General features: G+C 68.1%; 23 protein-coding genes. 9 read left to right on the top strand and 14 right to left on the bottom strand.

The genetic code is table 11. From position 1 onward, the window contains the following. The first annotated feature begins 13 nt into the window (after nt 1-13). Both AC3DEZ_RS02485 and AC3DEZ_RS02480 read left to right on the top strand, forming a co-directional pair. Complete coding sequence (locus AC3DEZ_RS02485) at nt 14-1,720, top strand: M28 family metallopeptidase (protein WP_488386792.1); 1,707 nt, start codon at nt 14-16, stop codon at nt 1,718-1,720. 164 nt (nt 1,721-1,884) lie between these two features. Continuing rightward, nucleotides 1,885-2,274: an MAPEG family protein gene (locus AC3DEZ_RS02480; protein ID WP_488386791.1), complete on the top strand. Its 390-nt coding sequence runs from the start codon at nt 1,885-1,887 to the stop codon at nt 2,272-2,274. 72 nt (nt 2,275-2,346) lie between these two features. On the opposite strand, the gene AC3DEZ_RS02475 is transcribed toward AC3DEZ_RS02480, so the two are convergent. Then, nucleotides 2,347-3,069, bottom strand: coding sequence for a pseudouridine synthase (locus tag AC3DEZ_RS02475; RefSeq protein WP_488386790.1), 723 nt, complete (start codon nt 3,067-3,069; stop codon nt 2,347-2,349). Nucleotides 3,070-3,129: 60 nt separating this feature from the next. Here AC3DEZ_RS02475 and AC3DEZ_RS02470 point away from each other — a divergent pair, with 60 nt between their 5' ends. From AC3DEZ_RS02470 to AC3DEZ_RS02460, 3 genes are all read left to right on the top strand, one after another. Next, nucleotides 3,130-5,907, top strand: coding sequence for a M16 family metallopeptidase (locus AC3DEZ_RS02470; RefSeq protein WP_488386789.1), 2,778 nt, complete (start codon nt 3,130-3,132; stop codon nt 5,905-5,907). A gap of 139 nt (nt 5,908-6,046) precedes the next feature. Then, nucleotides 6,047-6,712: a response regulator transcription factor gene (locus tag AC3DEZ_RS02465; protein WP_488386788.1), complete on the top strand. Its 666-nt coding sequence runs from the start codon at nt 6,047-6,049 to the stop codon at nt 6,710-6,712. Between the two features lie 2 nt (nt 6,713-6,714). Beyond that, nucleotides 6,715-8,088 carry an ATP-binding protein gene (locus AC3DEZ_RS02460; RefSeq protein ID WP_488386787.1) on the top strand — a complete coding sequence of 458 codons (1,374 nt, stop codon included), beginning with the start codon at nt 6,715-6,717 and terminating at the stop codon, nt 8,086-8,088. Nucleotides 8,089-8,094: 6 nt separating this feature from the next. Here the strand turns inward: AC3DEZ_RS02460 and AC3DEZ_RS02455 are convergent, their stop codons facing one another. Continuing rightward, on the bottom strand, nt 8,095-9,114 hold the full coding sequence (locus tag AC3DEZ_RS02455; RefSeq protein WP_488386786.1) for an MBL fold metallo-hydrolase: 1,020 nt from the start codon (nt 9,112-9,114) through the stop codon (nt 8,095-8,097). An 89-nt stretch (nt 9,115-9,203) separates the two neighbouring features. Then, nucleotides 9,204-9,722 carry a GNAT family N-acetyltransferase gene (locus AC3DEZ_RS02450; RefSeq protein WP_488386785.1) on the bottom strand — a complete coding sequence of 173 codons (519 nt, stop codon included), beginning with the start codon at nt 9,720-9,722 and terminating at the stop codon, nt 9,204-9,206. Nucleotides 9,723-9,998: 276 nt separating this feature from the next. Between AC3DEZ_RS02450 and AC3DEZ_RS02445 the strand changes: the two genes are divergently transcribed. After that, nucleotides 9,999-11,105, top strand: coding sequence for a YncE family protein (locus AC3DEZ_RS02445; protein ID WP_488386784.1), 1,107 nt, complete (start codon nt 9,999-10,001; stop codon nt 11,103-11,105). A 9-nt stretch (nt 11,106-11,114) separates the two neighbouring features. Here the strand turns inward: AC3DEZ_RS02445 and AC3DEZ_RS02440 are convergent, their stop codons facing one another. The 6 genes from AC3DEZ_RS02440 to oleC all read right to left on the bottom strand — a co-directional run bounded on the left by AC3DEZ_RS02440 (nt 11,115) and on the right by oleC (nt 17,212). Continuing rightward, complete coding sequence (locus AC3DEZ_RS02440; protein ID WP_488386783.1) at nt 11,115-11,840, bottom strand: N-acetylmuramoyl-L-alanine amidase; 726 nt, start codon at nt 11,838-11,840, stop codon at nt 11,115-11,117. Nucleotides 11,841-11,979: 139 nt separating this feature from the next. Beyond that, a complete protein-coding gene (gene ubiB / locus AC3DEZ_RS02435; protein WP_488386782.1) occupies nt 11,980-13,638 on the bottom strand; it encodes a ubiquinone biosynthesis regulatory protein kinase UbiB in 1,659 nt (552 codons plus the stop codon). Further along, entirely contained in the window at nt 13,635-14,276 is a 642-nt protein-coding gene (locus AC3DEZ_RS02430) for a ubiquinone biosynthesis accessory factor UbiJ (protein WP_488386781.1), read from the bottom strand. Before AC3DEZ_RS02430 ends, ubiB begins: the two co-directional genes overlap by 4 nt. Before the next feature lie 62 nt (nt 14,277-14,338). Continuing rightward, entirely contained in the window at nt 14,339-14,497 is a 159-nt protein-coding gene (locus tag AC3DEZ_RS02425; RefSeq protein WP_141454537.1) for a DUF1328 domain-containing protein, read from the bottom strand. 61 nt (nt 14,498-14,558) lie between these two features. Next, on the bottom strand, nt 14,559-15,572 hold the full coding sequence (oleD, locus tag AC3DEZ_RS02420; protein ID WP_488386780.1) for a 2-alkyl-3-oxoalkanoate reductase: 1,014 nt from the start codon (nt 15,570-15,572) through the stop codon (nt 14,559-14,561). Then, complete coding sequence (gene oleC, locus AC3DEZ_RS02415) at nt 15,569-17,212, bottom strand: olefin beta-lactone synthetase (protein ID WP_488386779.1); 1,644 nt, start codon at nt 17,210-17,212, stop codon at nt 15,569-15,571. Before oleC ends, oleD begins: the two co-directional genes overlap by 4 nt. 99 nt (nt 17,213-17,311) lie before the next feature. Here oleC and AC3DEZ_RS02410 point away from each other — a divergent pair, with 99 nt between their 5' ends. Further along, nucleotides 17,312-17,743 carry a YkgJ family cysteine cluster protein gene (locus AC3DEZ_RS02410; RefSeq protein WP_488386778.1) on the top strand — a complete coding sequence of 144 codons (432 nt, stop codon included), beginning with the start codon at nt 17,312-17,314 and terminating at the stop codon, nt 17,741-17,743. Nucleotides 17,744-17,769: 26 nt separating this feature from the next. Here AC3DEZ_RS02410 and AC3DEZ_RS02405 read toward each other — a convergent pair whose 3' ends face one another. Together AC3DEZ_RS02405 and AC3DEZ_RS02400 are read right to left on the bottom strand one after the other, a co-directional pair. Beyond that, entirely contained in the window at nt 17,770-18,666 is an 897-nt protein-coding gene (locus AC3DEZ_RS02405; protein ID WP_488386777.1) for an alpha/beta fold hydrolase, read from the bottom strand. Between the two features lie 67 nt (nt 18,667-18,733). Next, a complete protein-coding gene (locus AC3DEZ_RS02400) occupies nt 18,734-19,750 on the bottom strand; it encodes a 3-oxoacyl-ACP synthase III (protein WP_488386776.1) in 1,017 nt (338 codons plus the stop codon). Between AC3DEZ_RS02400 and AC3DEZ_RS02395 the strand changes: the two genes are divergently transcribed. Next, on the top strand, nt 19,740-19,862 hold the full coding sequence (locus AC3DEZ_RS02395) for a hypothetical protein (RefSeq protein ID WP_488386775.1): 123 nt from the start codon (nt 19,740-19,742) through the stop codon (nt 19,860-19,862). The genes AC3DEZ_RS02400 and AC3DEZ_RS02395 overlap by 11 nt on opposite strands. A gap of 9 nt (nt 19,863-19,871) precedes the next feature. On the opposite strand, the gene AC3DEZ_RS02390 is transcribed toward AC3DEZ_RS02395, so the two are convergent. The 3 genes from AC3DEZ_RS02390 to AC3DEZ_RS02380 all read right to left on the bottom strand — a co-directional run bounded on the left by AC3DEZ_RS02390 (nt 19,872) and on the right by AC3DEZ_RS02380 (nt 24,156). Next, nucleotides 19,872-20,756 carry a zinc-ribbon domain-containing protein gene (locus tag AC3DEZ_RS02390; RefSeq protein ID WP_488386774.1) on the bottom strand — a complete coding sequence of 295 codons (885 nt, stop codon included), beginning with the start codon at nt 20,754-20,756 and terminating at the stop codon, nt 19,872-19,874. A gap of 61 nt (nt 20,757-20,817) precedes the next feature. Next, complete coding sequence (locus AC3DEZ_RS02385; RefSeq protein WP_447104215.1) at nt 20,818-21,129, bottom strand: DUF4156 domain-containing protein; 312 nt, start codon at nt 21,127-21,129, stop codon at nt 20,818-20,820. A gap of 147 nt (nt 21,130-21,276) precedes the next feature. Next, nucleotides 21,277-24,156, bottom strand: a complete 2,880-nt coding sequence (locus AC3DEZ_RS02380; protein ID WP_488386773.1) for a M16 family metallopeptidase — start codon at nt 24,154-24,156, stop codon at nt 21,277-21,279. A 114-nt stretch (nt 24,157-24,270) separates the two neighbouring features. Here AC3DEZ_RS02380 and AC3DEZ_RS02375 point away from each other — a divergent pair, with 114 nt between their 5' ends. Then, nucleotides 24,271-24,975, top strand: coding sequence for an SDR family oxidoreductase (locus AC3DEZ_RS02375; protein WP_488386772.1), 705 nt, complete (start codon nt 24,271-24,273; stop codon nt 24,973-24,975). Nucleotides 24,976-25,065 lie beyond the last annotated feature (90 nt).

The following is a 25,065-nucleotide window of genomic DNA, read 5'->3' as shown; positions in this document are numbered from 1 at the left end:
TTGAGGAATCCCGATGTCCCGCAAGCTCCCTCTGGCGGCGGCCATCCTGGCCGCCACCACCCTGCTCGCCGCGTGCAAGAAGCCTGAAGCCGAAGCGCCGGTCGCCGCCGCTCCCGCCGCCCCGGCGCCCGCGGATCACGCCTTCGCTCCGGCCATCAACGAGGCCGATTTCGCCCAGTTGGTGAAGACGCTGTCTTCCGACGAATTCGAAGGCCGCGGCCCCGGTTCCACCGGCGAGGAAAAGACCGTCGCCTATCTGGAAGCGCAGATGAAGCGCATCGGCCTGCAGCCGGGCAACAACGGCAGCTTCTTCCAGGACGTGCCCATGGTGGAGACCACCGCCAGCGAAGGCACCGCGCTGAAACTGGAAAGCAACGGCAAGTCGCGCGAACTGAAGTTCGGCGTGGACTTCGTGGCCGGTACCCGCACCGGCGAGAAGGAAGTGAAGGTCGACGCCAGCGAGATGGTGTTCGTCGGCTATGGCGTGGACGCGCCGGAACAGCAGTGGAACGATTACGCCGGCCAGGACTGGCAGGGCAAGACGGTCGTCATGTTCGTCAACGATCCCGGCTTCCACACCGGCGACGAGAAGCTGTTCGAAGGCAAGCGCATGACCTACTACGGGCGCTGGACCTACAAGTTCGAGGAAGCCGCGCGCAAGGGCGCCGCCGCCGCGTTCATCGTCCACGATACGCCCGGCGCCAGCTACGGCTGGGACGTGGTGAAGAACTCCTGGTCCGGCGCGCAGTACGACCTGCCGGCCAAGGACGATCCGGAACGCCGCATCCCGGTGCAGGGCTGGCTGACCGCTGAAGCGGCCAAGCAGTTGTTCGCCGATGCCGGCCTGGATCTGGACGCTTCCTACAAGGCGGCCAACCAGCGCGGCTTCAAGCCGGTGACGCTGAAGACCAAGGCCTCCATCGATCTGAAGAGCACCATCAGCGAAAAGAATTCGCGCAACGTGGTCGGCGTGCTGCCGGGCACCGATCGCAAGGACGAAGCGGTGCTGTACATGGCGCACTGGGATCACCTGGGCAAGCACGAGGGTGAAACCGGCGACAACATCTACAACGGTGCGATCGACAACGCCACCGGCGTGGCCGGCATCCTGGAAATCGCCGATGCCTTCGCCCATCAGGACCCGAAGCCGAAGCGTTCGCTGGTGTTCCTGGCGGTGACCCTGGAGGAATCCGGCCTGCTCGGCTCCAAGTACTACGTCGCCCATCCGACCTTCCCGCTCGCCAAGATCGCGGCGGTGATCAACATCGATGCGATGTCGGTGGCCGGCAAGGCCAAGGACATCACCGTGGTCGGCTTCGGCAGTTCGGAACTGGAAGACGTGCTCAAGCCGATCGCCACCGCGCAGGGCCGCACCCTGCACGGTGAGACCTCGGTCCAGAGCGGCTTCTACTTCCGCTCGGATCACTTCAATTTCGCCAAGGCCGGCGTGCCCGCGCTGTACGCCGATGGCGGCGAGGATCTGGTCGAGGGTGGCACCGAGGCCGGCAAGAAGGCGGCCGAGGACTACGCCAGGCACTATCACTCGCCGAGCGATCAGTACTATCCGGAAACCTGGAAGCTGGATGGCACGGTGCAGGATCTGGAAGCCCTGTACGGCGTCGGCAAGGACATCGCCGGCGGCGACAAGTGGCCGAACTGGTACCCGGGCAACCCGTTCAAGGCGGCCCGCGACAAGATGATGCAGCCGGCGGCGAAGTAAGCCGCGACGCATGACGGCAACGGCGCCCCAGGGCGCCGTTGCTGTTTCAGGCCCATGTCCCGTGACGGGAATGCATCCAATGGCGCGACGGGCATTCCGGACCGACGTCGCCCCTGCGTCGCACGCGCTTCGGCTAGGCTATGCGGCAGTCCAAGGAGGAATCCATGTCCATCGCCTACTGGTGCATTCTGATCGCCGCCGTCCTGCCCTACCTCTGGGTCACCATCGCCAAGCGTTCGGGCGAGCGCTACAACAACCGCGCGCCGCGCGAGTGGCAGGCCAGACAGGACAACCCGCGCTCGCATCGCGCCCATGCCGCGCACCTCAACGGTTTCGAATCCTTCCCGGCCCTTGTCGCCGGCGTGCTGATGGCGCAGCTTGCCGGCGTCGATCCCGCCACCATCAACCTGCTGGCGATCGTCTTCATCGTGGCGCGCGTGCTGCATGGCGTGCTCTACATCGCCAACCAGGCCGCGCTGCGCAGCCTGGTATGGGCGATCGGGTTCGCCAGCGCGTTGGCGCTGATCGTGATGGCGGCGTTGAGGATTGCCTGACCGGGCGGGAGCGGAGCAAGCTCCGCTCCACGTTCTCCGGTAGAGCGGGGCGTGCTCGGCCGCCAGGATCCATCAGCGCAGCGATTCGTCCCAGCCGAACAGCCCGAAGGCGCGGCGGAATTCCGCGTCCAGCGGCGCGATGGCTTCGATCCGCACGCCACTGACCGGATGCAGGAACGACAGCCGCACCGCGTGCAGCAGCATGCGATGCACGCCCCGCATGCGGAAGTTGCGGTTGTGGCGGCCGTCGCCATGGCTGCTGTCGCCAATCAGATGGTGCGACAGGTGTTTGAGGTGTCGGCGGATCTGGCGGAAGCGCCCGGTTTCCGGGCGGCAGCGCAGCAACGCGTAGCGTGAGCTGGCGAATCCCGCCGACGGTATCGGCAATTCACCCGTGGCCAGGCAGGTGAACCGGGTCAGCGCCGGCCGCTTCTCCGGCTTGCCGGGTCCACCATCGAGCGCATAGTCGAGATCGATGTGCGGCTCCGGCCACCCCCGGCAGATGGCCAGGTAATCCTTCTCCACTTCACGCGACATGAAGGTACGCCCCAGCGCCGAGGCGACGTCCCGGTCGAAGGCGACCAGCAGGCATCCGCTGGTCGCGCGATCCAGCCGGTGAATCAGGAAGATCGGCTTGCCGAAGTGTTCGCGCAGGCGATCGGCGAGGAACTCGGTTTCGCCTCGCGCCAGCTTGCTGTCGTGGACCATCAATCCAGCCGGCTTGTCGATGATCGCCAGATCCGCGTCCTGGTACAGCACGCCACCCATGTCGTTATCGCTCTCACTCTCACTCATGTAACGCCTGTCTCCGGCAAATCTGCGAAACTCGGGGCTGCCGTTTTCCAGGAGTCCTGCATGCAACCACGCCGCCTCATTCTCGCACTTGGCCTGACCATGACGCTAAGCCTCGGCGCCATGCCGACGGCGTTCGCCGACGCCAGCCTGCCCCGTGGCGTGGTCGCCGGCCCCAGCGTCGAGGGCATCAGCGAGTACCGGCTGGGCAACGGTCTGCGGGTGCTGCTGTTCCCCGACGCGAGCAAGCCCACCGTGACGGTGAACCTGGTCTACGGCGTGGGTTCGGTGCACGAGAACTACGGCGAGACCGGCATGGCGCATCTGCTGGAACATCTGCTGTTCAAGGGCACGCCGACGCATGCCGACATCAGCGGCGAGATGAAGAAGCGCGGCATCCAGTTCAACGCGACGACCGGACTGGATCGCACCAACTACTTCGCGTCCTTTCCCGCCGACGACGACACCCTCGACTGGGTGCTGGCGATGGAAGCCGATCGCATGGTCCATTCCAACATCGCCCGCAAGGATCTGGACAGCGAGATGACCGTGGTCCGCAACGAACTGGAGGCCGGCGAGAACAATCCCGGCGGCGTGCTGTTCCAGCGCATCCGTTCGACCGCGTTCCTGTGGCACAACTACGGCAACAGCACCATCGGCGCGCGTTCGGACGTGGAAGGGGTGCCGATCGAGCGGCTGCAGGGCTTCTACCGGACCTGGTACCAGCCCGACAACGCCACCCTGATCATCGCCGGCCGCATAGATCCGGCCGCGGTGCTGGCGCGCGTGGCCACCCGGTTCGGGCCGGTGAAGAAGCCCGCGCGCGCCCTGCCCGCCTTTCACACCGCCGAGCCCGCCCAGGACGGCGAGCGCCAGGTCGATGTGCGCCGGGTCGGCGATGTCCGCATCGTCGCCGCGGCCTATCACATCCCCGCCGCCGGCCATCCGGACAGCGCCGCGCTGAGCGTGCTCGGCAACGTGCTGGGCCATACCCCCGGTGGCCGCCTGCACAAGACGCTGGTGCAGCCGCGCACCGCCGCCGGCACCGGCGCGGGCAGCGAGTCGCTGCGCGATCCCGGCCTGTTCACCGCGCTGGCGGTGCTGCCGAAGGACGGTGACGCGGCCAAGGCCGAGCGGGAACTGCTGTCCGAAGTCGAGGGCGTGGCGCGCAGACCGGTGACCGACGCGGAAGTCGAGGAAGCCAAGCAGCGTATCGCCAACGCCTACGAGCTTTACTTCACCGACGTCAACGCGGTGGGCATGGGGCTGTCAGAATTCCTTGCCGCCGGCGACTGGCGGTTGCTGTTCATCACCCGCGACGCGATCGCCAGGGTCACCGCCGCCGATGTCAATCGTGTGGCGGACGAGTATCTGAAACCGGGCAACCGCACCCTCGGCCGCTTCATTCCCACCGACCCGCCGGATCGCGTCACCATCACGCCGCGACCCGACGTGGCGAAACTGGTGGACGGCTACGTCGGGCGCGCGGCGGTCTCCTCCGGCGAACAGTTCGACCCGACGCCGCAGAATCTGGAAGCGCGTACCCAGCGCTTCACCTTGGGCAATGGCTTGCGGGTGGCGCTGTTGCCGCGCAAGACGCGCGGCGAAACCGTGGTGGTGGATGCCAACTTCCGGTTCGGCGATGTCGCCTCGTTGACCGGGCGGCAGGACGCCTCCGGCCTGGCGGGCGCCATGCTCATGCGCGGCAGCACCGCGCTGAGCCGGGAACAGATCGATCAGCGCTTCGAGGCCCTGAAGACCCAGGCCAGCGTCAGCGGCGGCCTGCAGGGCGCGGGGATTTCCCTGCTGAGCCGGCGTACCCAGCTCGCCGACGCGCTGGCGCTGGCGGCCGACATCCTGCGTCACCCGGCGTTTCCGGAAAGCGAGTTCGAACAGTTGCGCCTGCAGGCCCTGACCGGCATGGAAGCCTCGCGCAAGGAGCCCGGCGCGGTGGCCGGCCAGGCGCTGGCGCATCATTTCGATCCCTGGCCCAAGGGCCATCCGCTGCATATCGATACCCTCGATGAAGCCATTGCCGCGGTGAAGGCGCTCAAGCGCGAGGACCTGGCCGCCTTCCATCGCGACTTCTACGGCACCGCCGACGGCGAGATCGCGGTGGTCGGCGACTTCGATCCGGTGGCGGTGCGCGCGCAGCTGGAATCCCTGTTCGCCGACTGGACCTCGCGGCACTCCTACGCCCCCATCAACACCCGCTACGCGGCGGTCCCGGCGATCAACCAGCGTCTGTCGACGCCGGACAAGCCCAACGCGGTGCTGCTGGCGCGCAGCAACCTCTCGCTCAAGGTCACCGACCCCGACTATCCGGCCATCCTGCTGGCCAACCGCATCTTCGGTGGCGGCGCGCTGAAGTCGCGGCTGGGCGATCGCATCCGCCAGAAGGAAGGCTTGAGCTACGGCGTCTCCAGCGCGGTGCGCGCCGACGACAGCCGCGAAGGCACCGACGACAACGGCAGCTTCAACATCCAGGCCATCGCCGCGCCGGAAAACATGGCCAAGGTCGAAGCCGCCGTCCGCGAGGAACTGGCGCATCTGATCAAGGACGGCATCACCGAAGAGGAACTGCGCGATGCGGTCTCCGGCACGCTGACCGAGCGCCGGCAGGGCCGCGCCGAGGACGGCGCGGTCGCCGGCATGCTCACCGATCAGGCCTACTACGGCCGGACCATGCAGTTCACCACCGATCTGGATGCCGCCTACGGCGCGCTGACCCGGGAACAGGTCAATGCCGCCATCCGCAAGCACTTCAAGCCGGAAACGCTGAGCGTGTACGTGGCGGGTGATTTCGCGAAGACGACCGATGCGCCGTCGACGCCCCGGTAAGGGCTTCCGCGGGCCAACGGCGAGGTGACGGGATGGAAAACCCATCCCGTCTCACCCGCGAGGTATCGCTGGAAGGGATTAAGACGGCTTTAAAGCCGTCCGTTTACCATCGTGTCCCCTGAAAGCCCGGACCTTCGCCGTGACCCCGATCCTGCTGGTGGAAGACGATCGCATGCTCGGCGATGCCGTGGCGGCGGCATTGCGCCAGGATGGCTGGGAAGTCGCGCGGGCCGAGGATGCCGGCGCGGCCAAGACCGCGCTGATTGACCACACTTTCGCGGCCGTGCTGCTGGACCTGGGGCTGCCGCGCGGCTCCGGCCTGGATGTCCTGAACGCGCTGCGCCAGCGCTACGACACCACCCCGGTCCTCATCGTCACCGCCCGCGACCAGCTCAGCGACCGCGTCCGCGGGCTGGACGCCGGGGCGGACGACTACATCGTCAAGCCGTTCCAGACCGACGAGCTATGCGCACGCCTGCGCGCGGTGGTGCGCCGCAGCCAGGGCCGCGTTGCGCCGGTGCTGTCGTGCCGCGACGTGGTCCTGGATCCGGCGGCGCGCCAGGTCACCCGCGGCGGCCAAGTGGTGAAACTGGGCGTGCACGAGTACCGCACGCTGATGGCGCTGATGGAGCGCCAGGGCCGGGTGGTGGCGCGCGATGCGCTGGAATCGCTGGTCTACGGCGGCGACGGCACGATCGAGAGCAACACCATCGCGGTCTATATCCACCAGCTGCGACGCAAGCTCGGCGACGATTTCATCACCACCGTGCATGGCTTCGGCTATCGCGTCGGCGAGGTGGAATGAGGATGAGGCGGCACCATTCGCTCAAGGGCAAGCTGCTGGCCACGCTGATGGGGGTGACCCTGATCGGCTGGCTGATCTGGCTGGGCTGCCAATACGTGCAGGTCTCGCGCCAGCAGAACGGGTACTGGGATCAATCACTGCGCGAGGTCGGCCAGCAGATCCTGCTGTCGATGCCGAGCGACGTGGACATCGTCGGCGGGCGTTCGCGCCTGCAGCTGCCTGCCGGTCTGCCCGCCCGACCCCACAACAAGTTCGACAAGATCCGCTTCCAGGTCTGGAGCCTGCAACGGCGTGAGAGCATCGTGTCGTCCAGCGGCGCGCCGAAGACGCCGTTGCAGCCCAGCTTCCAGCCGGGCCTGGCCAACACCCGCACCGCCGGCGACGACTGGCGGGTCTACGCGGTCACCGATGCCAGTGGCCGGGTGCAGGTGCAGGTCGGCATGTCGCGCAAGCAGCTGCGGGCCGAAGTCGCCTGGTGGGTGAAGATTTCCCTGCTGACGGCGGTGGCGCTGATGGCCGGACTGGCGCTGGCGATCTGGGCGGCGATCGGCTGGAGCCTGCTTCCGGTGAATCGCCTGCGCGATCAGATGTCACGGCGCGAGGCGCTGGATCTGACGCCACTGCCCACGGCCGGCATCCCGCGCGAAATCCAGCCCCTGATGGAATCATTCAACGGGCTGCTGGCACGGCTGGCCGAGGCCATGCAGGGCGAGCGCCAGTTCCTCGCCGACGCCGCGCACGAACTGCGCACACCACTGGCCGCGTTGCAGACCCAGACCCAGGTGGCCCTGCGCGCCGGCAGCGAGGCCGATGCGCGGCAGGCGCTGGGCCAGCTCGCGCACGGCATCGAGCGCACCTCCCGGCTCGCACAGCAGTTGCTGGACTCGGCGCGCATCGACGCGTCGCAACGTCGTCACGAATACGCGCCGGTCGAGCTGGCCGACGTGGTGGCGATGGTGGTGCGCGAGTTCGAGATCATGGCGTCGCGCCGGCAACAGACCATCGTGCTCAACACCGCGGTCGCGCCCGTGTCCGGCGATCTGGACGACCTGGGCGTGCTGGTGCGCAACCTGATCGACAATGCCATCCGCTACAGCGGCGAAGGCGGCCGGATCGTGGTCGCGTGCGGCCGCGATGCGGACGACACCGGTGTGGAGCTGATCGTCACCGACAACGGTCCCGGCGTGCTGCGGGAGGAACGCGGACAGATCTTCGATCGCTTCTTCCGTGGCAGCAACGGCAATGGCGAGCGCGGCAGCGGCATCGGCCTGTCGCTGGTGCGGCGCATCGCCCAGGCCCATGGCGCCGAAGTCACTCTGGACGACGGCCTGGATGGGCGCGGCCTGTCGATCCGGGTACGTTTTCCGGATCGCTGAGCTGGCTCAGCGCGGCAGCCGCCACCATGACGTGAACGGCTGCGGCTCGGCGACCGAGACCGGCTGCCCGATCATCGGCATGCTCACCGCCACGCCACGCGCGGCGGCGATGCCGCTGACCGCTTCCATCGGTGCGTTCCAGTCGTGGAAGGCGAGATCGAAGGTGCCGTTGTGGATCGGCATCATCCAGCGGCCACGCAGATCCAGATGCGCCTGCACGCTCTGCTCCGGCAACATGTGGACGCCTTCCCACAATGGATCGTAGGCACCGCATTCGAGCAGGGTCAGATCGAACGGACCCATCCGGTCGCCGATCTCGCGGAAGCCGGAAAAGTAACCAGTGTCTCCACTGAAGAAAATCCGCTGCCGCGATGTCTCGATGACCCAGGATGCCCACAGCGTGGGGTTCGTCTGGAAAGGCGCGCGGCCGGAGAAGTGCTGGGCGGGCGTGGCCGTCAGATTCAGACCGCCGACGCGCACTGATTGCCACCAGTCCAACTGGGTGATCTTTTCCTTCGGCACGCCCCAGCGCGCCAGCAGATCGCCCACGCCCAGCGGGGTGATGAAGCGCTCGGCGCGATCGGCCAGCGCGCGGATGCTGGCCTTGTCGAGATGATCGTAGTGATCATGCGACAGGATCACGCCGGCGATCGGCGGCAGATCCGCCAGCGCGATGGCTGGCGCATGGAAACGTCGCGGGCCTGCCCATTGCACCGGCGAGGCGCGTTCGGAGAACACCGGGTCGGTGAGCCAGTAGCCGCCTTCGAGCTTCAACAACACGGTGGAATGGCCGATGCGATAGAGCGTGCCGTCCGCGGCCGCGTCCAGTTCCGCGCGGGTGATGCGGCGGATCGGCGGCGCGGTCGGCGGGACGGTGCGGTCGGATTTTCCGAACAGGAAGCGCCACCACAGTCCGGGCATTTCCCGGGTCGCGGGCTGGCGCGGTTCGACCGGATTGCGGAACGCGCTTTCGCGGTACTGCGGTGACTGCGGATAGGGGACGGTGCTGCAGGCGGACAGGGACATGTAGAGCGTTCCGACGATCAGGAGCAGGAAGAAGGTGGCGATGCGCCGGCCGAGGCGCCGCCGGGGGGAGGAGCGGCGGCGCCTGCGGCTCACGACGCAACCAGGCGGAGCGCGCCATTGCCACCGGCGTCGATGCTCGCGCCTTCGACACGCAGTGGCGAAAGATGGGCGCCCCGCTGCCAGTGCACGGCGATGCAGCCCAGCTGCGCGGCGGTTTCGCGCACCGCCGCCAGCAGGCGCGCTTCTATTTCGCGCCCGCGCCAGGTCGGGTCCACATACAGCGATTCCAGGCGCAGGTAGTAGCCGCGTTCGAGCAGCGAGAAGCCGATCGTCGCGGCGGCGTAGCCCATCGCGGTGTCGCGTTCGCGCGCGATCCAGGCCCAGGCGCGCAGCGGGGGATCGAACAGCGCTTCCATCAGTTCCAACATGCCGCTCTGCGCATCGGCATCGCTCAACGCCAGTCGGGCGGCCTGTCCATGTTGGTCGCACAGGGCCATCAATACCTCCACTTCCTGGCGGGTAACCCGCCTGACCACGGGGCCCGGCGTCGGGGGGAAGATCGGCGGTGATACGCGGTCGCGCGGCACGAGTGCGGGGAACAGGTTCATGGGATTTCTCGGGCGGGGGCATGCATTGCGTCGCGGGCATGCTGCGCCGGCCGCATTAAAAGGGCTTTAAGTCGCCGCCTTTCGTCCTGTTCCGGCACGCCGGCGTTCATCAACGTCACCGTCACGCATGCTGAACACCTGTACCGCCGGGATGCCTTTAGGATCCGCGACTCGTCCGCTGCGGAAACGTGCTCCATGCCTCGTTGCTTGCCGTGTCGTCGCACCGTGTCTGGCCGCATCGCGGCTTTCGGGCTGCTTGTGTCCTGTTGGCTCGTCTTGGGCACGCTGCATGCCCAGACCATCGGCATCGCCCTGGACGGCAAGAGCAGGATGGTCGATGGCGAGGTGGAGATCCTGGAAACGCCGGCGCCGGACCGGGTGGTGTTCTACGACACCGCCAGCATGCCGTGGCGTTCGCTGGGCGAGGTGGCCGTACCCATCAGCTTCCAGGGGCCGCCTTCCAGCGTCGCCATCAGCGCGGACCGGCGCGAGGCGCTGGTGACCGCGTTCACCCGCGTCGATCCCGGGCGCCCCGACGCATTCACCGCCAACCAGACGATGGCGGTGGTCGATCTTGTGGTGACGCCGATGCGCGTCGCCCAGGCGCTGGTCCTGGCCGCGGCCCCTTCATCGGTCATCCTGCACCCGGACGGACGCCATGCCTGGGTGCCGCATGCCGGCGCCGACAGCGTCAGCGTGCTGGAAAAGCGTGCGGGCCATTGGGAGGTGATCGACGTGGTTCGCTTCGAGAGCGGCAGCGCGCCGATCGCCGCTGTCTTCACCACCGACGGCGCGCACGCGTTGCTGAGCCTCCCCGGCAGCGGCCGGATTGCCTGGCTGTCCGTGGCCGAGGGGCGCCCGGTGTTGCCGGCCGCGCACGAAATGAGCACCGGCATCGGCCCCACCGCGCTAGCGCTCTGCGGTGATACCGGGCTCGCGGTGGTCGCGAATTACGGCAAGGTGACCGGCGACGTCGACACCATCAGTCTGATCGATACGCGCGGTGCGTTGCCCCGGGTAATCGACACCACCTCGGTCGGTGTTTCCCCGGAAGGCGTGGCATGCGCACCGGATGGCCGCCACGCGGCCGCGGCACTGCAGAACATGAGCACCGTGGCGCGTTCACACCCGCTGCATTCGGCGCACAGCCGGCTGGTGGTGCTGGCGATCGAATCCGGACGGCTGCGGCCGTTGGCGGCGGCCGAATTCGGTGGCTGGGCGCAGGGCGTCGGTTTCCTCGACGATGCACGAACGGTATTCGCGCAGAGCATGAACGACCACCGCATGCACATGTTCCGGCTGGATGGCGAAACACTTGCGCCTCTGCCCGGGCTGTCCTTCCCGTCCGGCTCGCCGGTCGCCTACGGATTGTCGGGTCGCTAGGCCGAGGCTCTACTCGCCGCCGGCCTGCTGGACCAGTGACGCCAGGATGCGCAGGTCTTCCGTATCCAGTACGTCGGTCTCGGTACCGCGGAAGCGACGATGGAACGCGCGCACGGTGGCGGCGCGGTCAACCAGCGGATAGCCGAGCAGGCGCAGCGCGTTCCACGGATCAAATCCATCCGGCGCCGGCGGCGCATCGGCGGCGGGCCAGATGCCGAACCCCGCCAGTGCGAGCCGCCGCCACGGGAAGCGCATGCCCGGATCCTGCTTGCGGGTCGGCGCGAAGTCGGCGTGCGCGACGATCTGCGTGCGCGGGATGTACAGCCGCGTGCACAGATCCTCCAGCAGCACGAGCAGGCTGTCGATCTGTTCGGCGGGAAACTCGGAGTGCCCGTCGTTGTCCAGTTCGATGCCGATGGAGACATTGTTGACGTCGGTGATCGTGCCCCAGCGGCCGCCTCCCGCGTGCCAGGCGCGCAGCTCGTCGGCGACCAGTTGATAGCGTTCGCCACCGCGGCCAATCAGGTAGTGCGCGCTCACCGGCCCACCGGAGTTTTCCGTCCGCAGGGTTTCCAGGCTCTCGGCCACCGAGTTCTGCTCGGTGGCGTGGATGACGATCAGGATGGGCCTGCGCGCTTCGCGGTTGGGAGAGGGGGCCCATCGCGCAAGCGGATTGTGGTGTTCTTTCGGCGTGTGCGCGCAGGCACCGAGCAATGCCAGGAGTGGGACGGCCAACATCAGTTTCAGGAGTTTCGATTTCGGCATTGGTTCTTCGCTCGCTGGATTGCCTGAATGTGGGAGCGACGTCAGTCGCGAACCGGGTATCGCCAAGAGCTTCGCGACTGACGTCGCTCCCACAGGTGGATTTTCCCGATCACCGGCGCGGCCAGGCCGCCAGCAGCGCCCAGAGGCCGCCGGCACCGGCAATCCATGCGGACGCGGGCACCGACAGGATACGTGGCCCGCCGGCTTCCAGTCCGTACAGCACCGCCGCCACCAGCAGCAGGCCCACGCCCAGGATCGCCGCCACGATGCGGCGCTGCATCCCGCGCAACGTCGTCGCCAGATCGGCCAGATCGCGCGAGCGCATCGCCAGCTCATGCTTGCCCTCGACCTGCTGGGTCAGCCAGGCGTGGACCAGCCGTGGCATGTCCGGCGCGTGGGTCATGATCTCCGGCAGCCGCTTGCGGAATTCCTGCACTGCGCGTTGCGGGCTGTAACGCTCGATCAGGATCTTCTCCAGCACCGGACGCGCCACCGCCCAGATGTCCAGGTGCGGATCCATCTGCCGGCCGACGCCTTCGATGTTGAGCAGGGTCTTCTGCAGCAGGATCAGCTGTGGCTGCAGGGTCAGTTCGTATTTCTGCGCGGTGCGGAACAGTTTGAGCAGCACCTCGGCCAGCGAGATTTCCGACAGCGGCCGGGTGAAGTAAGGCTCGCACACCGCGCGCGCGGCGGCTTCCAGTTCATCGATGCGCACGGTCGCCGGCATCCAGCCCGCTTCGACATGGAGTTCGGCGATGCGCCGGTAGTCCTTGTTGAAGATGGCCATGAAGTTCTCGGCCAGGTAGTACTGGTCTTCCGGCGAGAGCTGCCCGGTGATGCCGAAGTCCAGGGCGATGAAGCGCGGGTTGGCCTTGCGGGCCGGATCGCTGTCGACCCAGATGTTGCCGGCGTGCGCGTCGGCGTGGAAGAAGTTGTCGCGGAACACCTGGGTGTAGAACACCCGCACGCCCTTGGCCGCCAGCGCGCGTCGATCCACGCCCGCCGCGTCCAGCGCGGCGATGTCGTCGGAGGGAATGCCGTGGACGCGCTCCATGGTCAGCACGCGCTCGCTGGTGTGCGACCACAGGATTTCCGGTACGTACAGGTCGTCGGAATCCTTCCAGAAGCGCCGCATCACGCTGGCGTTGGCGCCTTCGCGCTGGAGATCCAGTTCGGCCGCCAGCGTCGATTCGATCTCGGCCACGATCTCGCGCGGGCGAATCTTGTCCGCGCTGGGATGGGCGCGCTCCACCAGCGCGGCCACCGATTTCAGCAGCGCGATGTCGGCGGCAATCTGCTTCTCGATGTCGGGCCGCAGCACCTTGACCACCACCTCGCGCCCGCCGGGCAGGGTGGCCGCGTGCACCTGCGCGATGGAGGCGGAGGCCAGCGGCGAGGTATCGAAAGCGGCGAACGCTTCGCCGACGGGGCGCCCCAGCGCCTGTTCGACGATGGCGCGCGCGGCGGCGCCGTCGAACGGCTGGACGCGGTCCTGCAACAGCGCCAGTTCCTCGGCCACGTCCGGCGGCACCAGATCGCGGCGGGTGGAAAGGATCTGGCCGAACTTGACGAAGATCGGTCCCAGCTCCTGCAGCGCCAGCCGCAGGCGCGCGCCACGCGGCTGCGCGGCGATCTCGGCCGAAGCGCGCGGCACGAACGGCCGTGCGAGTTTCAGCCAGCGCTCGGCCGGGGTGTCGTCCAGCAGATCATCCAGTCGGTAGCGCAGCAGGACCCGGCCAATCTTGCTGGCCCGCAACACCGGCTTCATGCGGCGCTCCCTCGTTTCACCGCCAGCCGCTGCACGCGCGCGGCCAGGCGTTCGACGTCGTCGCGCAACGCATCAACGTCGTCATGGAAGGCATTCAGCTCCGCGCGCGCGACCACGTCGCGCGATTCCTCGGTGAGGTACTCGGCGGTGTTCTCGGCGAATCCACGTGCCGCGGTGCGGGCCTGGCGCAGGCCGGCGCTCAGCGCGTTGGCGATCTGCACGCCGAGAATGTCGCCGAACGCGGCGGTGAACGGCTGTTGCCAGTCCGGGTCGAAACGCTCGGCCAGCGTCTGCAGGCGGCGCGCAAGATCGGCGTCGCCGGAGATGCGCATGCGGCCGACCGGCGCGGCGTTGTCGCGGCGCAGGAACGGCAACTGCGACAACACGCCTCCCAAGGTCGCGCGGACGGCCAGATCCGGCTCGTGGACTTCATGGACCGGGCCGACCTGGAGTTCGCCGCCCCCGACCCGGATCTCCAACGCGACCGCGGGTGATTCCAGCGCCAAAGCGACGCGCCGGCCTTCCAGCGGCGCCAGGCCGGCGCGGGTATCGGGATCCAGGGTCAGCGCGCGGTTGAGCGCGGCTTCCAGCGCACGGCCGGCGAAGGGCTTGAGCAGATCGAAGGGAGAGGCGGACATGCCGCCATTCTACCCATACGCCCCCGCCCCACACCGCCGGCCGCGCCGCGAAACCAGGCGCGCTACACGCTCCTGCCGCGGAACAGGGAAATGATGGCCAGAATCAGGAAGACGACGAACAGGATCCAGGCAATGTTGCTGGCGGCGCCGGCGATGCCGCTGAAACCCAGCACCGCCGCGATCAGCGCGATAACGAAGAAGATGACGGCATAGCGCAGCATGGGATCTCCTGAAACACGGGCGCGCTCCATTCGGCGCGCATCCATGCTGGGGGCCCCGGAGTCACGGAGAGGTGACGGCGGCGTTGTCGCGGAGTGACGACTTCAGCCGGATGATGCCTTCGTTAAACGAAATGCGCGGCACGTAGCCGAAGTCCTCGCGCGCCGGAGTCATGTCGTACCAGTGCGTGGTGCTGAGCTGCTCGGCCAGGAAGCGGGTCATCGGCGGTTCGCCCTTCAATGGCAGCACCGTCCACAGCGCTTCGCAGACCGCGCCGATCCGGTAGGCCGCCTTGAACGACAGGTGCCTGTCCACCCCGGGCGCGCCCGCCGCGGCGAGCAGGGTGTTGAGCAGTTCGCCCATCGGCTTGGGTTCGCCGTTGGAAATGAAATAGGCCTTGCCGGCGCAACGCGCACCGGGCGCCAGATGTTCGAAGGCGTCGAAATGCGCCTGCGCGGCGTTGTCGATGTAGGTGGTATCCACCCGGTTGCCCCCGTCGCCGACGATGCGCAGGCGGCCGGACTTCGCGCGTTCCACCAGCCGCGGCAGGATCTGGTGATCGCCCGGGCCCCAGATCAGGCGCGGACGCAGGGCCACGGTCGCCAGATCGGGACCATTCGCGGCCAGCACCGACTTCTCGGCAATCAGTTTGGTGGTGGCATAGGGCGCCTTGAAGCCTTCGCCATACGGCACGCTGTCGGCGGTGCCGCCTTCCACCGGATGGGTGGCGCGATGGGTCACGCTGGGCGTGGAGGTATAGATCAGCCGGTGGATGCCGTGCTGGCGGCAGGCGGCCAGCACGTTCTCGGTGCCGACCACGTTGGCCTGGTGATAGAGCCGGTAAGCGCCCCAGGCACCCGCCTTGGCGGCATTGTGGAAGATCGCGTCGACGCCGGCGGCGGCATGCATCACCGCATGCGCGTCGGCGAGATCGCCCTGCACCTGGCCGACGCCGAGCGCGGCCAGCGCGGGGTAGTGGCCGCGATTGAAGCTGATGACGTGATGGCCGCGTTCGACCAGGCCCCGGCACAGGGCCTGGCCAAGGAATCCACCGCCGCCGGTGACCAGGATCTTCATGCGCGCTCCAACTGCTGTGCCGCCCAGACCGCCAGCTTCTCGCGACCGATCTTGGCGTTGTGGCGGATGTCCACCGGGAAGCCCGGATGGCAGAGGAAAATCTCGATGCCCGCGGTATGCCGATGACGTTGCGCCAGTGTGCGCAGGTCGGCGGCGACCGCGTCGCGGCGCATCGCCGCCACCTCCGGCAGCAGTTCGAAGCACAGGGCCGGCTGCTGGCGTCCCGGTTCGCCCACGCCCACCAGCGCGGTCCGGCGCACGTCCGGGTGCGTGTTGAAGATGGGCTCGGCCTGTTCGGTATACAGCGGTCCCTGCGCGGTTTCCACGCGCTGGGTCCTGCGGCCGCAGAACCACAGCCGGCCCTCTCCGTCGAAATAGCCGACGTCGCCCATGCGATGGACGATGCGTTCGCCGCCGCCATCCAGGCGCTCGCGGATCTTGGCGCCGCGGGTGGCGGCTTCGCGGTTGAAGTAGGCATCGGTGGCGGTCGGTCCGGCCACCGTGATCTCGCCGACCTCGCCGGCGGACAGCATCCGCACCGCATCCCAGTCGGCGATCGCGCCGTCGTCGATGCGGATGATGCGAACCTGGTTGGGCGGCACCGGCCGACCCACGCAGGTGCCGGCGCCGGCCTCGGTGGCCTCGCGCGTGGCCTCCAGCTCGCGGCCCTCGATCACCGCCACCGGCAGGCACTCGGTCGCGCCATAGGGCGTCCAGAACTGCGCATCGTCCGGCAGCAGCGCGCGTATCCGCGCCACCGTGTCCGGCGGCACCGGCGCCCCGGCCGAGGTCACCCGACGCACCGTCGGCAACGGCTGGCCGTGGTCGGCCAGTACCTTCATCAACGCGGGCGATCCGAACAACTGGGTGACACCGAACCGCGCGATCGCCGCATGCAGCTTTTCCGGATCGGCGTTGGCCGGCCGGGTCGGATCCATGTCCGGGATGATCGAAGTCAGGCCCAGCGCCGGATCGAACAGCGCGAACGGCGGAAAGGTCGGCAGGTCCACGCCACCGGGCTGCATGGCGAACGCCTCGCGCAGCAACTCGATCTGGCCGACGAAATGGCGATGCCGGTACACCACTCCCTTGGGCACGCCGGTCGAGCCGCTGGTGAACAGGATGGCAGCCATGTCGTCCGGTGCGGTCGTCGCCAACTGCGGGCCGGCCCCCTGCCCCAGGCGTTCCAGCCGGGCCAGGGTGGTGCCGCCCCAGCCCCAGCGCGCGCCGACGGTGACGAGGCGGCGCGCACTGCGCGCCCAGCCCAGCAGCAGGCGCGCGATCTGGGCCAGCGGGATGCCGATGAAGGCTTCCGGCTCGGCTTCGTCCAGGCATTGCTTCAGCGCACGCCTGTCGATGCCCGGATCCACCAGCACCGGCACCGCCCCCGTCTTGAAGAGGGCGAACATCAGCAGGAAGAACTCCGGCGTCGGCCGGACCATGACCACCGTGCGGGTCCCCCGGCCGATGCCGTATCGACCCAGCCCGGCGGCGATGGCGTCGCTGCGGGCGTCCAGTTGGGCGTAGGTCAGCCCGTCGGCATAGCGGCCATCACGCCCGGGGACGCGCATGGCGATGCGGTCGGGCTGCTCGCGGGCCAGTCGCGGCAGGGTGGCGGCGATGTTGCAGGGTTCGGTCATCCGCCCATTGTCGCCGCTGGACGGTACTTGCGTCAGCCGAGAGAGGCCTCACAATTCCGCACCCCTTCGCCCTCCTCGCGCACCGCCCGGGCCTTCCCCATGCATCCCTGCCTGACCTGCGGCGCCTGCTGCGCCTACTTCCGCGTCAGTTTCCACTGGAGCGAAACCGATCCCGCCCTCGGCGGACCGGTGCCGGCCGAACTCACCGAACCGTTCGACCCGCATCGCGTGGTCATGCGGGGCACCTGGGAACAAAAGCCGCGCTGCGTGGCGCTGGATGCGGACATCGGCGTGCGTTCGCGCTGCAGCATCCATCCGCAGCGCCCGACCGTCTGCCGCGACGTGCCGGCCTCGTGGGAATTCGGCGAGCCGAGCCCGCAATGCGACAAGGCCCGCGTCGCGTGGGGTCTGCCGGCCCTGACCACCGCGGACTGGCGCTGGCGCGATGGCGCGGCCAACGACGACAACAGCAATCCGGACGATCACGACAACGACCCGTCGACGCCGCTGCCACCGATCCGGGCGGCCTGAGGCCGCGCCCGGACACATTCCGGCGATCAATCCGCCGTCAGCGGATGCCGTTCCAGGAAGTCGCGGATCAGCGGCACCAGTTCGGCTGCCTTGTCTTCCAGCACGTAGTGGCCGGCGTCGTCCCAGGCATGCAGGTCCGCCCGCGGCAGGGCCGCGCGGAAACCGGCCAGGAAGTGCTTGTCGAACACGAAATCCTGCAGGCCCCAGCCCAGCAGCGCCGGCCGATCGGCGAACTCCGGCAGGCGGCGGCCCGCTTCGGCCAGCAGTGCCCAGGCCTTGTCGCCCGGTCCCAGCGGGATGTCCTGCATGAAGCGCACCGTGGAGATGCGGTTGGCCCAGCTGTCGTAGGGCGACACGTAGGCGCGGCGCACATCGGCCGGCATCTTCTTCTTCACGCCCAGGTAGGACGCGCCGCCGGAGAACGCGTTGAACGCGCGGATGATGAAGGCGCCGAACTTCCAGTCGCGGCCCAGCGCGATCTGCCAGGGCATCGGCTTGGCCTGCGGCAGCGGGAAGGCAGCGGTGTTGGTGATCACCAGCCGCTTGACCTGATCCGCGTGCGAGAGCGCCCAGCCGAAACCGATCATGCCGCCCCAGTCGTGCACGGCCAGCGTCACCGGCCCGGTGATGCCCAGGTGGCGCAGCAGCGACGCCACGTCGTCCACGCGCGATTGCAGGGTGTAGTCGTAGCGATCGTCGGACGGCTTGTCCGACAGGCCCATGCCGATGTGGTCCGGCACGATGCAGCGATAGCGATCGCTGAGGCCGGACACCAGGTTTCGCCAGTAGTAGCTCCACGACGGATTGCCGTGCAGCATCACCACGACCTCGCCATCGCGCGGGCCCTCGTCCAGGTAACTCATGGACAGGCCGGGACGTACCTCGAAACGCTGGGGAGTGAAGGGATAGCCGGGAAGGTTCATCGGTCGGTGCCGCGGTAAACAAAAGGGCCGGCGAACCGGCCCTCGGGAAAGGTCAGTGGGCCGGCAATTACCAGACCACTTCGGCCATCGAGCAGTTCAGCCCGGAACCGATGCCGAGCAGGGCGATGCGATCGCCCTTCTTCAGGCGGCCGAGTTCCTTCAGCTTGCTCAGCACGATCGGCACGCTGGCCGGACCGATGTTGCCGTGCTCGCCGAAGATGGTCAGCACCTTCTTCGGATCGATGCCGAACGCCTTGATGAAGGCGGCGGTATGCACCTGGCTGACCTGATGGATGACGAACTGATCCAGCTCGTCGACCGCCCAGCCCAGCGCCTGCTTGGCGGCGATGAAGGTCTTCTGCGCCAGCTTGATGCCTTCGATCAGCAGCATGCGGGTGTCGGTGACCATGCGGTCCAGGTTGCCGCGGCAGAGTTTGTTCCACTCGGTGGCCGAACGGGTCACGCCGCCCTTGTAGCGCGGCGCTTCCGGCACCAGTTCGGCGCGCGCCATCACCATGGCGGCTGCGCCGCAGCCCAGGGTCAGTGTGGCCAGTTCGTTGCGGAACTGCTCCTCGGTGATGTCCGGCGCGATCATCCGCTCGAGCGTCTTCTTGTAGGCCAGGTTGGCGGTCTCGCCGTCCACGACCAGCGCGTAGTCGATTTCACCGCGCTCAAGCATGCGCGCGGCGATATCCATGCCATTGATGAAGGCCAGGCAGGCATTGGCGACGTCGAAGTTCTGGCAGTTCTCGCTCAGGCCGAGGTTGCCGGAAACGATGCTGGCGGTGGACGGTTCCAGGTAGTCGCGGCTGACCGAGGTGTTGACCAGCAGGCCGATGCGTTCGGCCGACACGCCGGCATCTGCCAGCGCCTTTCTCGCCGCCAGCGTCGCCACGTCGGACGCCTGCTGTTCGTCGTCCCAAAGGCGGCGCGCATGGATGCCGGCGATGTCGCCGAGCACGTCCGTGCGGATGCCCAGGCGCTCAAGCGTGGGCTTGAGCTGCTCGTTGATTTCCTTGGAAGTCAGCGTGTGTGGCGCATCGACGTGCGCCAGTCCCGCGATGGAGACGTTCTTGAAGAGCATCGAAAGTAGCGCCAAGGCTCAGGCGGAAGGGGGCGACAAGGTTACCGGCTTCGCGCCTTCACCGCATCTTTATGTCTGTACCGTCATGGTCGCGGCCGGGATAAATATGTGATTTCCATCACTATTTATTGGTGCGCCCACCGGCCAGCGGCCACACCCGGCGGGCGGCGGCGGCGATCACGGCGTCGGGATGGTCCCGCAGGCGCTGCTGCAGTCCGTCCTCCCGGGGGTGTGGCGCCACCGCCTGAAGCAGCGGTATCGCCAGACGCAGGCGATCGATGTCGCCCATCCTCAGGGTGGCCTCGACATGGGCCTCGACCACGGCCGGCGGCAATCGCCGGACCACTTCCAGGGCTTCCCCGTGCGGCACTTCCGCCAGCCATTCCAGCCAGTCTTCCGGGATGTCCGCGCTCGGCCACAACGACAGCACGCGCAGTACCGCACGCCGGTCCTGATGTTCCGCGGTACCGAAGGATGCCCTTGCCACGGGTTTCGCGATGGCCCACAGACGCCCCATCGCGTCGCTGGTCCCCCAATGGCCGAGGATTTCGATCGCCACGCCGCGCACGCCCGTCCATTTGCTCGCCAGCGCCGCGTCCAGGATCGTCCAGGCTTCCGGGCCCGGGCACTGTTCCGCCAGCAGGCGCGCCTGCGCGACCTCGCGACTCAGCCGGGTGGCACCCGGATTGTCGCGTTGCCTGCGCAGCGCGCGGCGGCAATCGCGGCAGCGCACCGCGCGGCCATGGATGGACGCGCCGACGACCTCGTACCACCAGCGTTGCTGGCGAGCGGTCCAGACAGCGTCGGCGCCGCAATCACGGCATGCGAAATCGAGGTCGAAGTACGCCTCGGGCAACTCGCCGTAAGTGTTGTTGAGTTCGGCCAGCCGAACACGGTCGGCGATCACCGCGCCATCGGTCCGACGCGCGCCCGGTTCCAGTCTGTCCGGACCGAGCCCGCGCACATCCGGCGCCGCGAGCCGTTGCCTGGCGGCCTCGGCGCGCACCAGGCGTTTCTTCCGGATTTCCTCGCGCCGCTGCCGTTGGCTCTTGCGCGGCGCGTCCACGTCAGCGGCAGCGATAGGCCGCGAAGCGCTGCTCACCGTTGGCCGGGTCGCCCAACGGCTGGATGGTGTTGGCCTGGATGCCAGGCGCCTCGTTGCGCGCCAGGGTTTCCAGTTCGTCGCGAACGCGCAGGTTGTTGCGCTCGTAGAAGGCGACCTTGTCCTTGACCGAAACCGAAACCTCGCCCTGCTTCTCGCAGTTGGCCGGGGCCGCGCCGGCGGCGACGACACGCACCCCCTTCGCGCCCGGCGCCAATGGCACCCAGGTGCAGGCCGACAGGGTCACGACGGCGGTGAGGAGAATGAAGCTGCGCATGGATTCGCCTCTTTTGCGGGGAACGGCGGGCATTCTCGCCCAGCCGGGATGAATCATGGGTGGCTTCCGCCGTCACGCCGTGGCGGAAGCCGATCGGAGAGCCAGCCTCCCCTCCCGGACCCGGGAAGGGAGGCATCGGAGCCGGGTTTACTTCTTCCCGGCCGTGACCGGCTTGCCGTCGGCGTCGAGCGTGGTCACCTCGCCGATCTTCAGCTCGCGGATCGGCTGCTCGATCTTGGCCAGGTCGCCCACCACCACGTAGGTCAGCGCGTTGGGTTCCAGCGTCTTCGCCGCCGCGCTCACGTCCTTGGTGGTGATCGCTTCGTTGCGCGCCTTGTAGGTCAGGATGTAGTCGTCCGGACGCCCGTAGCGCAGGTTGCTCGTGATCTGGCCCATCACCGCGGCCGCGGTTTCATAGGCACCCGGCAGCTCCAGCGTGTTGCTGGCGCGGATCTTGGTGACCTCGGCATCCGAAGCCGGCGCCTCGCCGCTGGCGAAGCGGGTGATCTCCGACTTCAGTTCCTTCACCGAATCCACGGTCTTGTCGCTCTGCACCGCCGCCTGCGCGAACCACGGACGCTGGCCCAGGGTGTTCGAGGCGCCGCTGTAGGAGCCATAGGCCCAGTGCTTGTCCTCGCGCAGGTTCATGTTGAGGCGCGAGCTGAACTGTCCGCCCAGCACGCCGTTGGCGAAATCGAAGTCGATCGTGCCCTTGTCGCCGGTCGGCGGAATCAACTGGCCGACGTAGATGTTGGACTGGATCGCGCCGGGCTGATCGATCAGGAACACGCGCGGCGCGTTCGGCTTGGCGACCGTCGGCACGCCCGGCAGCACCGGCGCGTTCGGCGCGGTCTTCCAGTCGCCCAGGCGGGCTTCCAGCAGCGGCACGATCTGGGCCAGGGTGGCGTCGCCGACCACGATGATGCGGGCCTTGTCCGGCTGCAGCCAGTCGCGGTGGAACGCGGTCAGGTCGTCGCGGGTCAGCGAGGCGATGGAGGCTTCTGTGCCGCTGCCGGTGAACGGAATCGCGTAAGGATGGCCCTGGCCATACAGCAGCGGCGGCATCACCCGCAGCGCGGCGGTCTGCGGGCGCGCCTTCTCCTGCTTGATGCCGGCGATCCAGGTCGCGCGGACGCGCTCGATCTCGCCGCCGTCGAAGGTCGGACGGCGCAGCACGTCGGCCAGCAGATCCAGCGATTCGGGCAGCTTGTCGCTCAGCGCGGACAGGCCCACCGACGCGCTGTCCAGGCCGGCGCCGGTGCTCAGTTCCGCGCCCAGCGCTTCCTTGCGTGCGGCGAACTGCAGCGCGCTGTAGTCGCCCGCGCCCTCGTCCAGCATCTGCATGGTGAAACTGGCGGTGCCGAGCTTCTTGCCCACGTCGGCGGTGTAACCACCGGGGAACTGCACCGACAGCTGCACCACCGGCGTCTCGCGCCGCTCGGCCAGCACCACTTCCATGCCGTTGGACAACCGGGCGCGATGCAGCGCCGGGAACTTCAGATCCGGGAACGCGCTGGTCTTGGGCACGCCCACGCTGCGATCGACATCGGTCTTGACCGTCTTGAACTTCGGATCCACCGCCGGGATTTGCGCCGGCTGGGTCGCCGGGGCGGCCAGCACGGTTTCCGGCAGCGAGGACAGCGGCTTGTCGCTGGGCTGCACCACCAGCGTGTGGGATCCCTTGCCCAGCCACTTGCGCGCCACGGCCTGGACGCTGGCCGGGGTGGCGCTCATCAGTTCCTTGAGTTCGTCGCGGTAGCAGTCCGGCTTGCCCTGGTAGACCGTGCACGAGGCCAGCACGTCCGACTTGCCGCCAAAGCCGCCGATGCGCTCAATGCCGCGCACGAAGCCGGCACGGCTGTAGGTGCGCGCCTGCTCGACTTCCTCGGCGGTCGGGCCTTCGCTGATCAGGCGCCGGATTTCCTCGTCCAGCACCTTCTCCACCTTGGCCGGGTCCACACCGTCCTTGACGGTGGCGCTGACGATGAAGGTGCCGGCGATTTCACTCAGCCAGGGCATGGTGCTGACCTGGTCGGCGATCTTGTCGCCGTGGACCAGACGGGCGTCCAGTCGCGAGGACGCGCTGCCGCCGAGGATCTGCGAGAACAGTTCCAGCTGGGTCGCGTCCGGCGTGCCCATCTCGGCCACCGGCCAGGCGCGGTAGATGCGCACCTGCGGCACGCGATCCGGAACGGTCTCGCGGGTGTCCTGCGCGCGCGTGGGAATGTTGGCCGGCATGTCCGCAAGCGTCGCGCTGGCCGGGATGTCGCCGAAGTAGCGGGTGACCTTTTCCTTTGCGGTTTTCAGGTCGATGTCGCCCGCCAGCACCAGCACCGCGTTGTTGGGGCCATACCAGCTGCGGAACCAGGTCTTCACGTCATCCAGGGTGGCCGCGTCCAGGTCGGCCATCGAGCCGATGGTCTGCCAGCTGTAGGGATGGCCCGGCGGATACAGGGCTTCGAAGATCTTGGTGTAGATGCGGCGGCCGTAGGGCTGGTTCTCGCCCTGGCGCTTCTCGTTCTGGACCACGCCGCGCTGCTCGTCCAGCGCCTTCTGGTCGATCGCGCCGAGCAGGTGGCCCATGCGATCCGATTCCATCCACAGAGCCATGTCCAGCGCGGTGGTCGGCACGTTCTGGAAGTAGTTGGTGCGGTCCTGGTTGGTGGTGCCGTTCTGATCGGTGGCGCCGACCAGTTCGAAGGGCTCGAAGAACTCGCCCTTGTTGTTCTCGCTGCCCTGGAACATCAGGTGTTCGAACAGGTGGGCGAAGCCGGTGCGGCCGGGCTGTTCGTTCTTGCTGCCGACGTGGTACCAGACGTTGACCGCCACGATCGGCGCCTTGCGATCGGTGTGCACGATCACCCGCAGGCCGTTGGGCAGGGTGAATTCCTCGTAGGGGATGACGATGTCGGTACCGGCCGGTTTGGCCTGGGCCTGGGCGGGCGCCGGCGCGTAGGCCAGACCACCGAGGGCGGTGCCGAGGGCGACGGCGAGCAGCGCGGCGCGCGGCCGACGGGATGCGATCATCGTGTGACTCCTTGTATACAGGTACGGGATTCCCCAAGAACCCCGGATGCTAACCCGGTCGCGGGAGCCATACACTAGGCCTCATGGCACGTGCCCCTCGAAGTGAGGTGTTCCATGGATCGTCGCCACTGCCTGGTCACCGGCGCCAATCGTGGTCTGGGCCTGGAGTTCGTCCGCCAGTTGCTGGCGCGTGGCGACCACGTCATCGCCGCCTGCCGTCATCCCGGCAAGGCCACCGCGCTCAACCTGCTGGCCGGCGAACATCCGGGGCGCCTGCGGATCCTGCCATTGGATCTGGCTGATCCCCGCACGCACGGCGCCTTGGCCGCGGAAGCGGCGCTGGTCACGGATGAGGAGCCGCTGGATCTGCTGATCAACAACGCCGGCGTCCTGCGTGGCGGCGAACGCTTCGGCCAGGTGCAGGCGTCCGACCTGGACGCCAGCTTCCGCACCAACGCCGCCGGACCCTTCCTGCTGACCCAGGCGCTGGCCGCGCAACTGGCCGACGGCGCCAGCGTGGCCAACATTTCCTCGGAAGTCGGCTCGATCACGCTGCGCCAGGAATTCCGCACGCCCAGCTACGCGATGGGCAAGGCCGCGCAGAACATGGCGACCTCGCTGCTCGCCCGGGCCCTGGCCCCTCGCGGCATCAAGGTGGTGGCCCTGCATCCGGGCTGGGTCCGCACCGATATGGGAGGCGCGCAGGCCGCGCTGTCGGCGGCGGAGTCGGTGGCGGGCCTCCTGCACGTGATTCACCAGCTCGCGCCCGAACAGTCCGGCGATTTCCTCGATTGGCAAGGCCAGACCCTGCCCTGGTGAACGCACGCCAACAGAACCGGACTCATCGCAACGGTTCTCACATAAACCGCATCCAAACCAGCAAGTCCCGGAAATGACCGGATGGCGGTG

This window comes from Pseudoxanthomonas sp. 134C1, from assembly GCF_057773065.1.
This window is presented reverse-complemented; position numbering and strand designations above follow the sequence as displayed.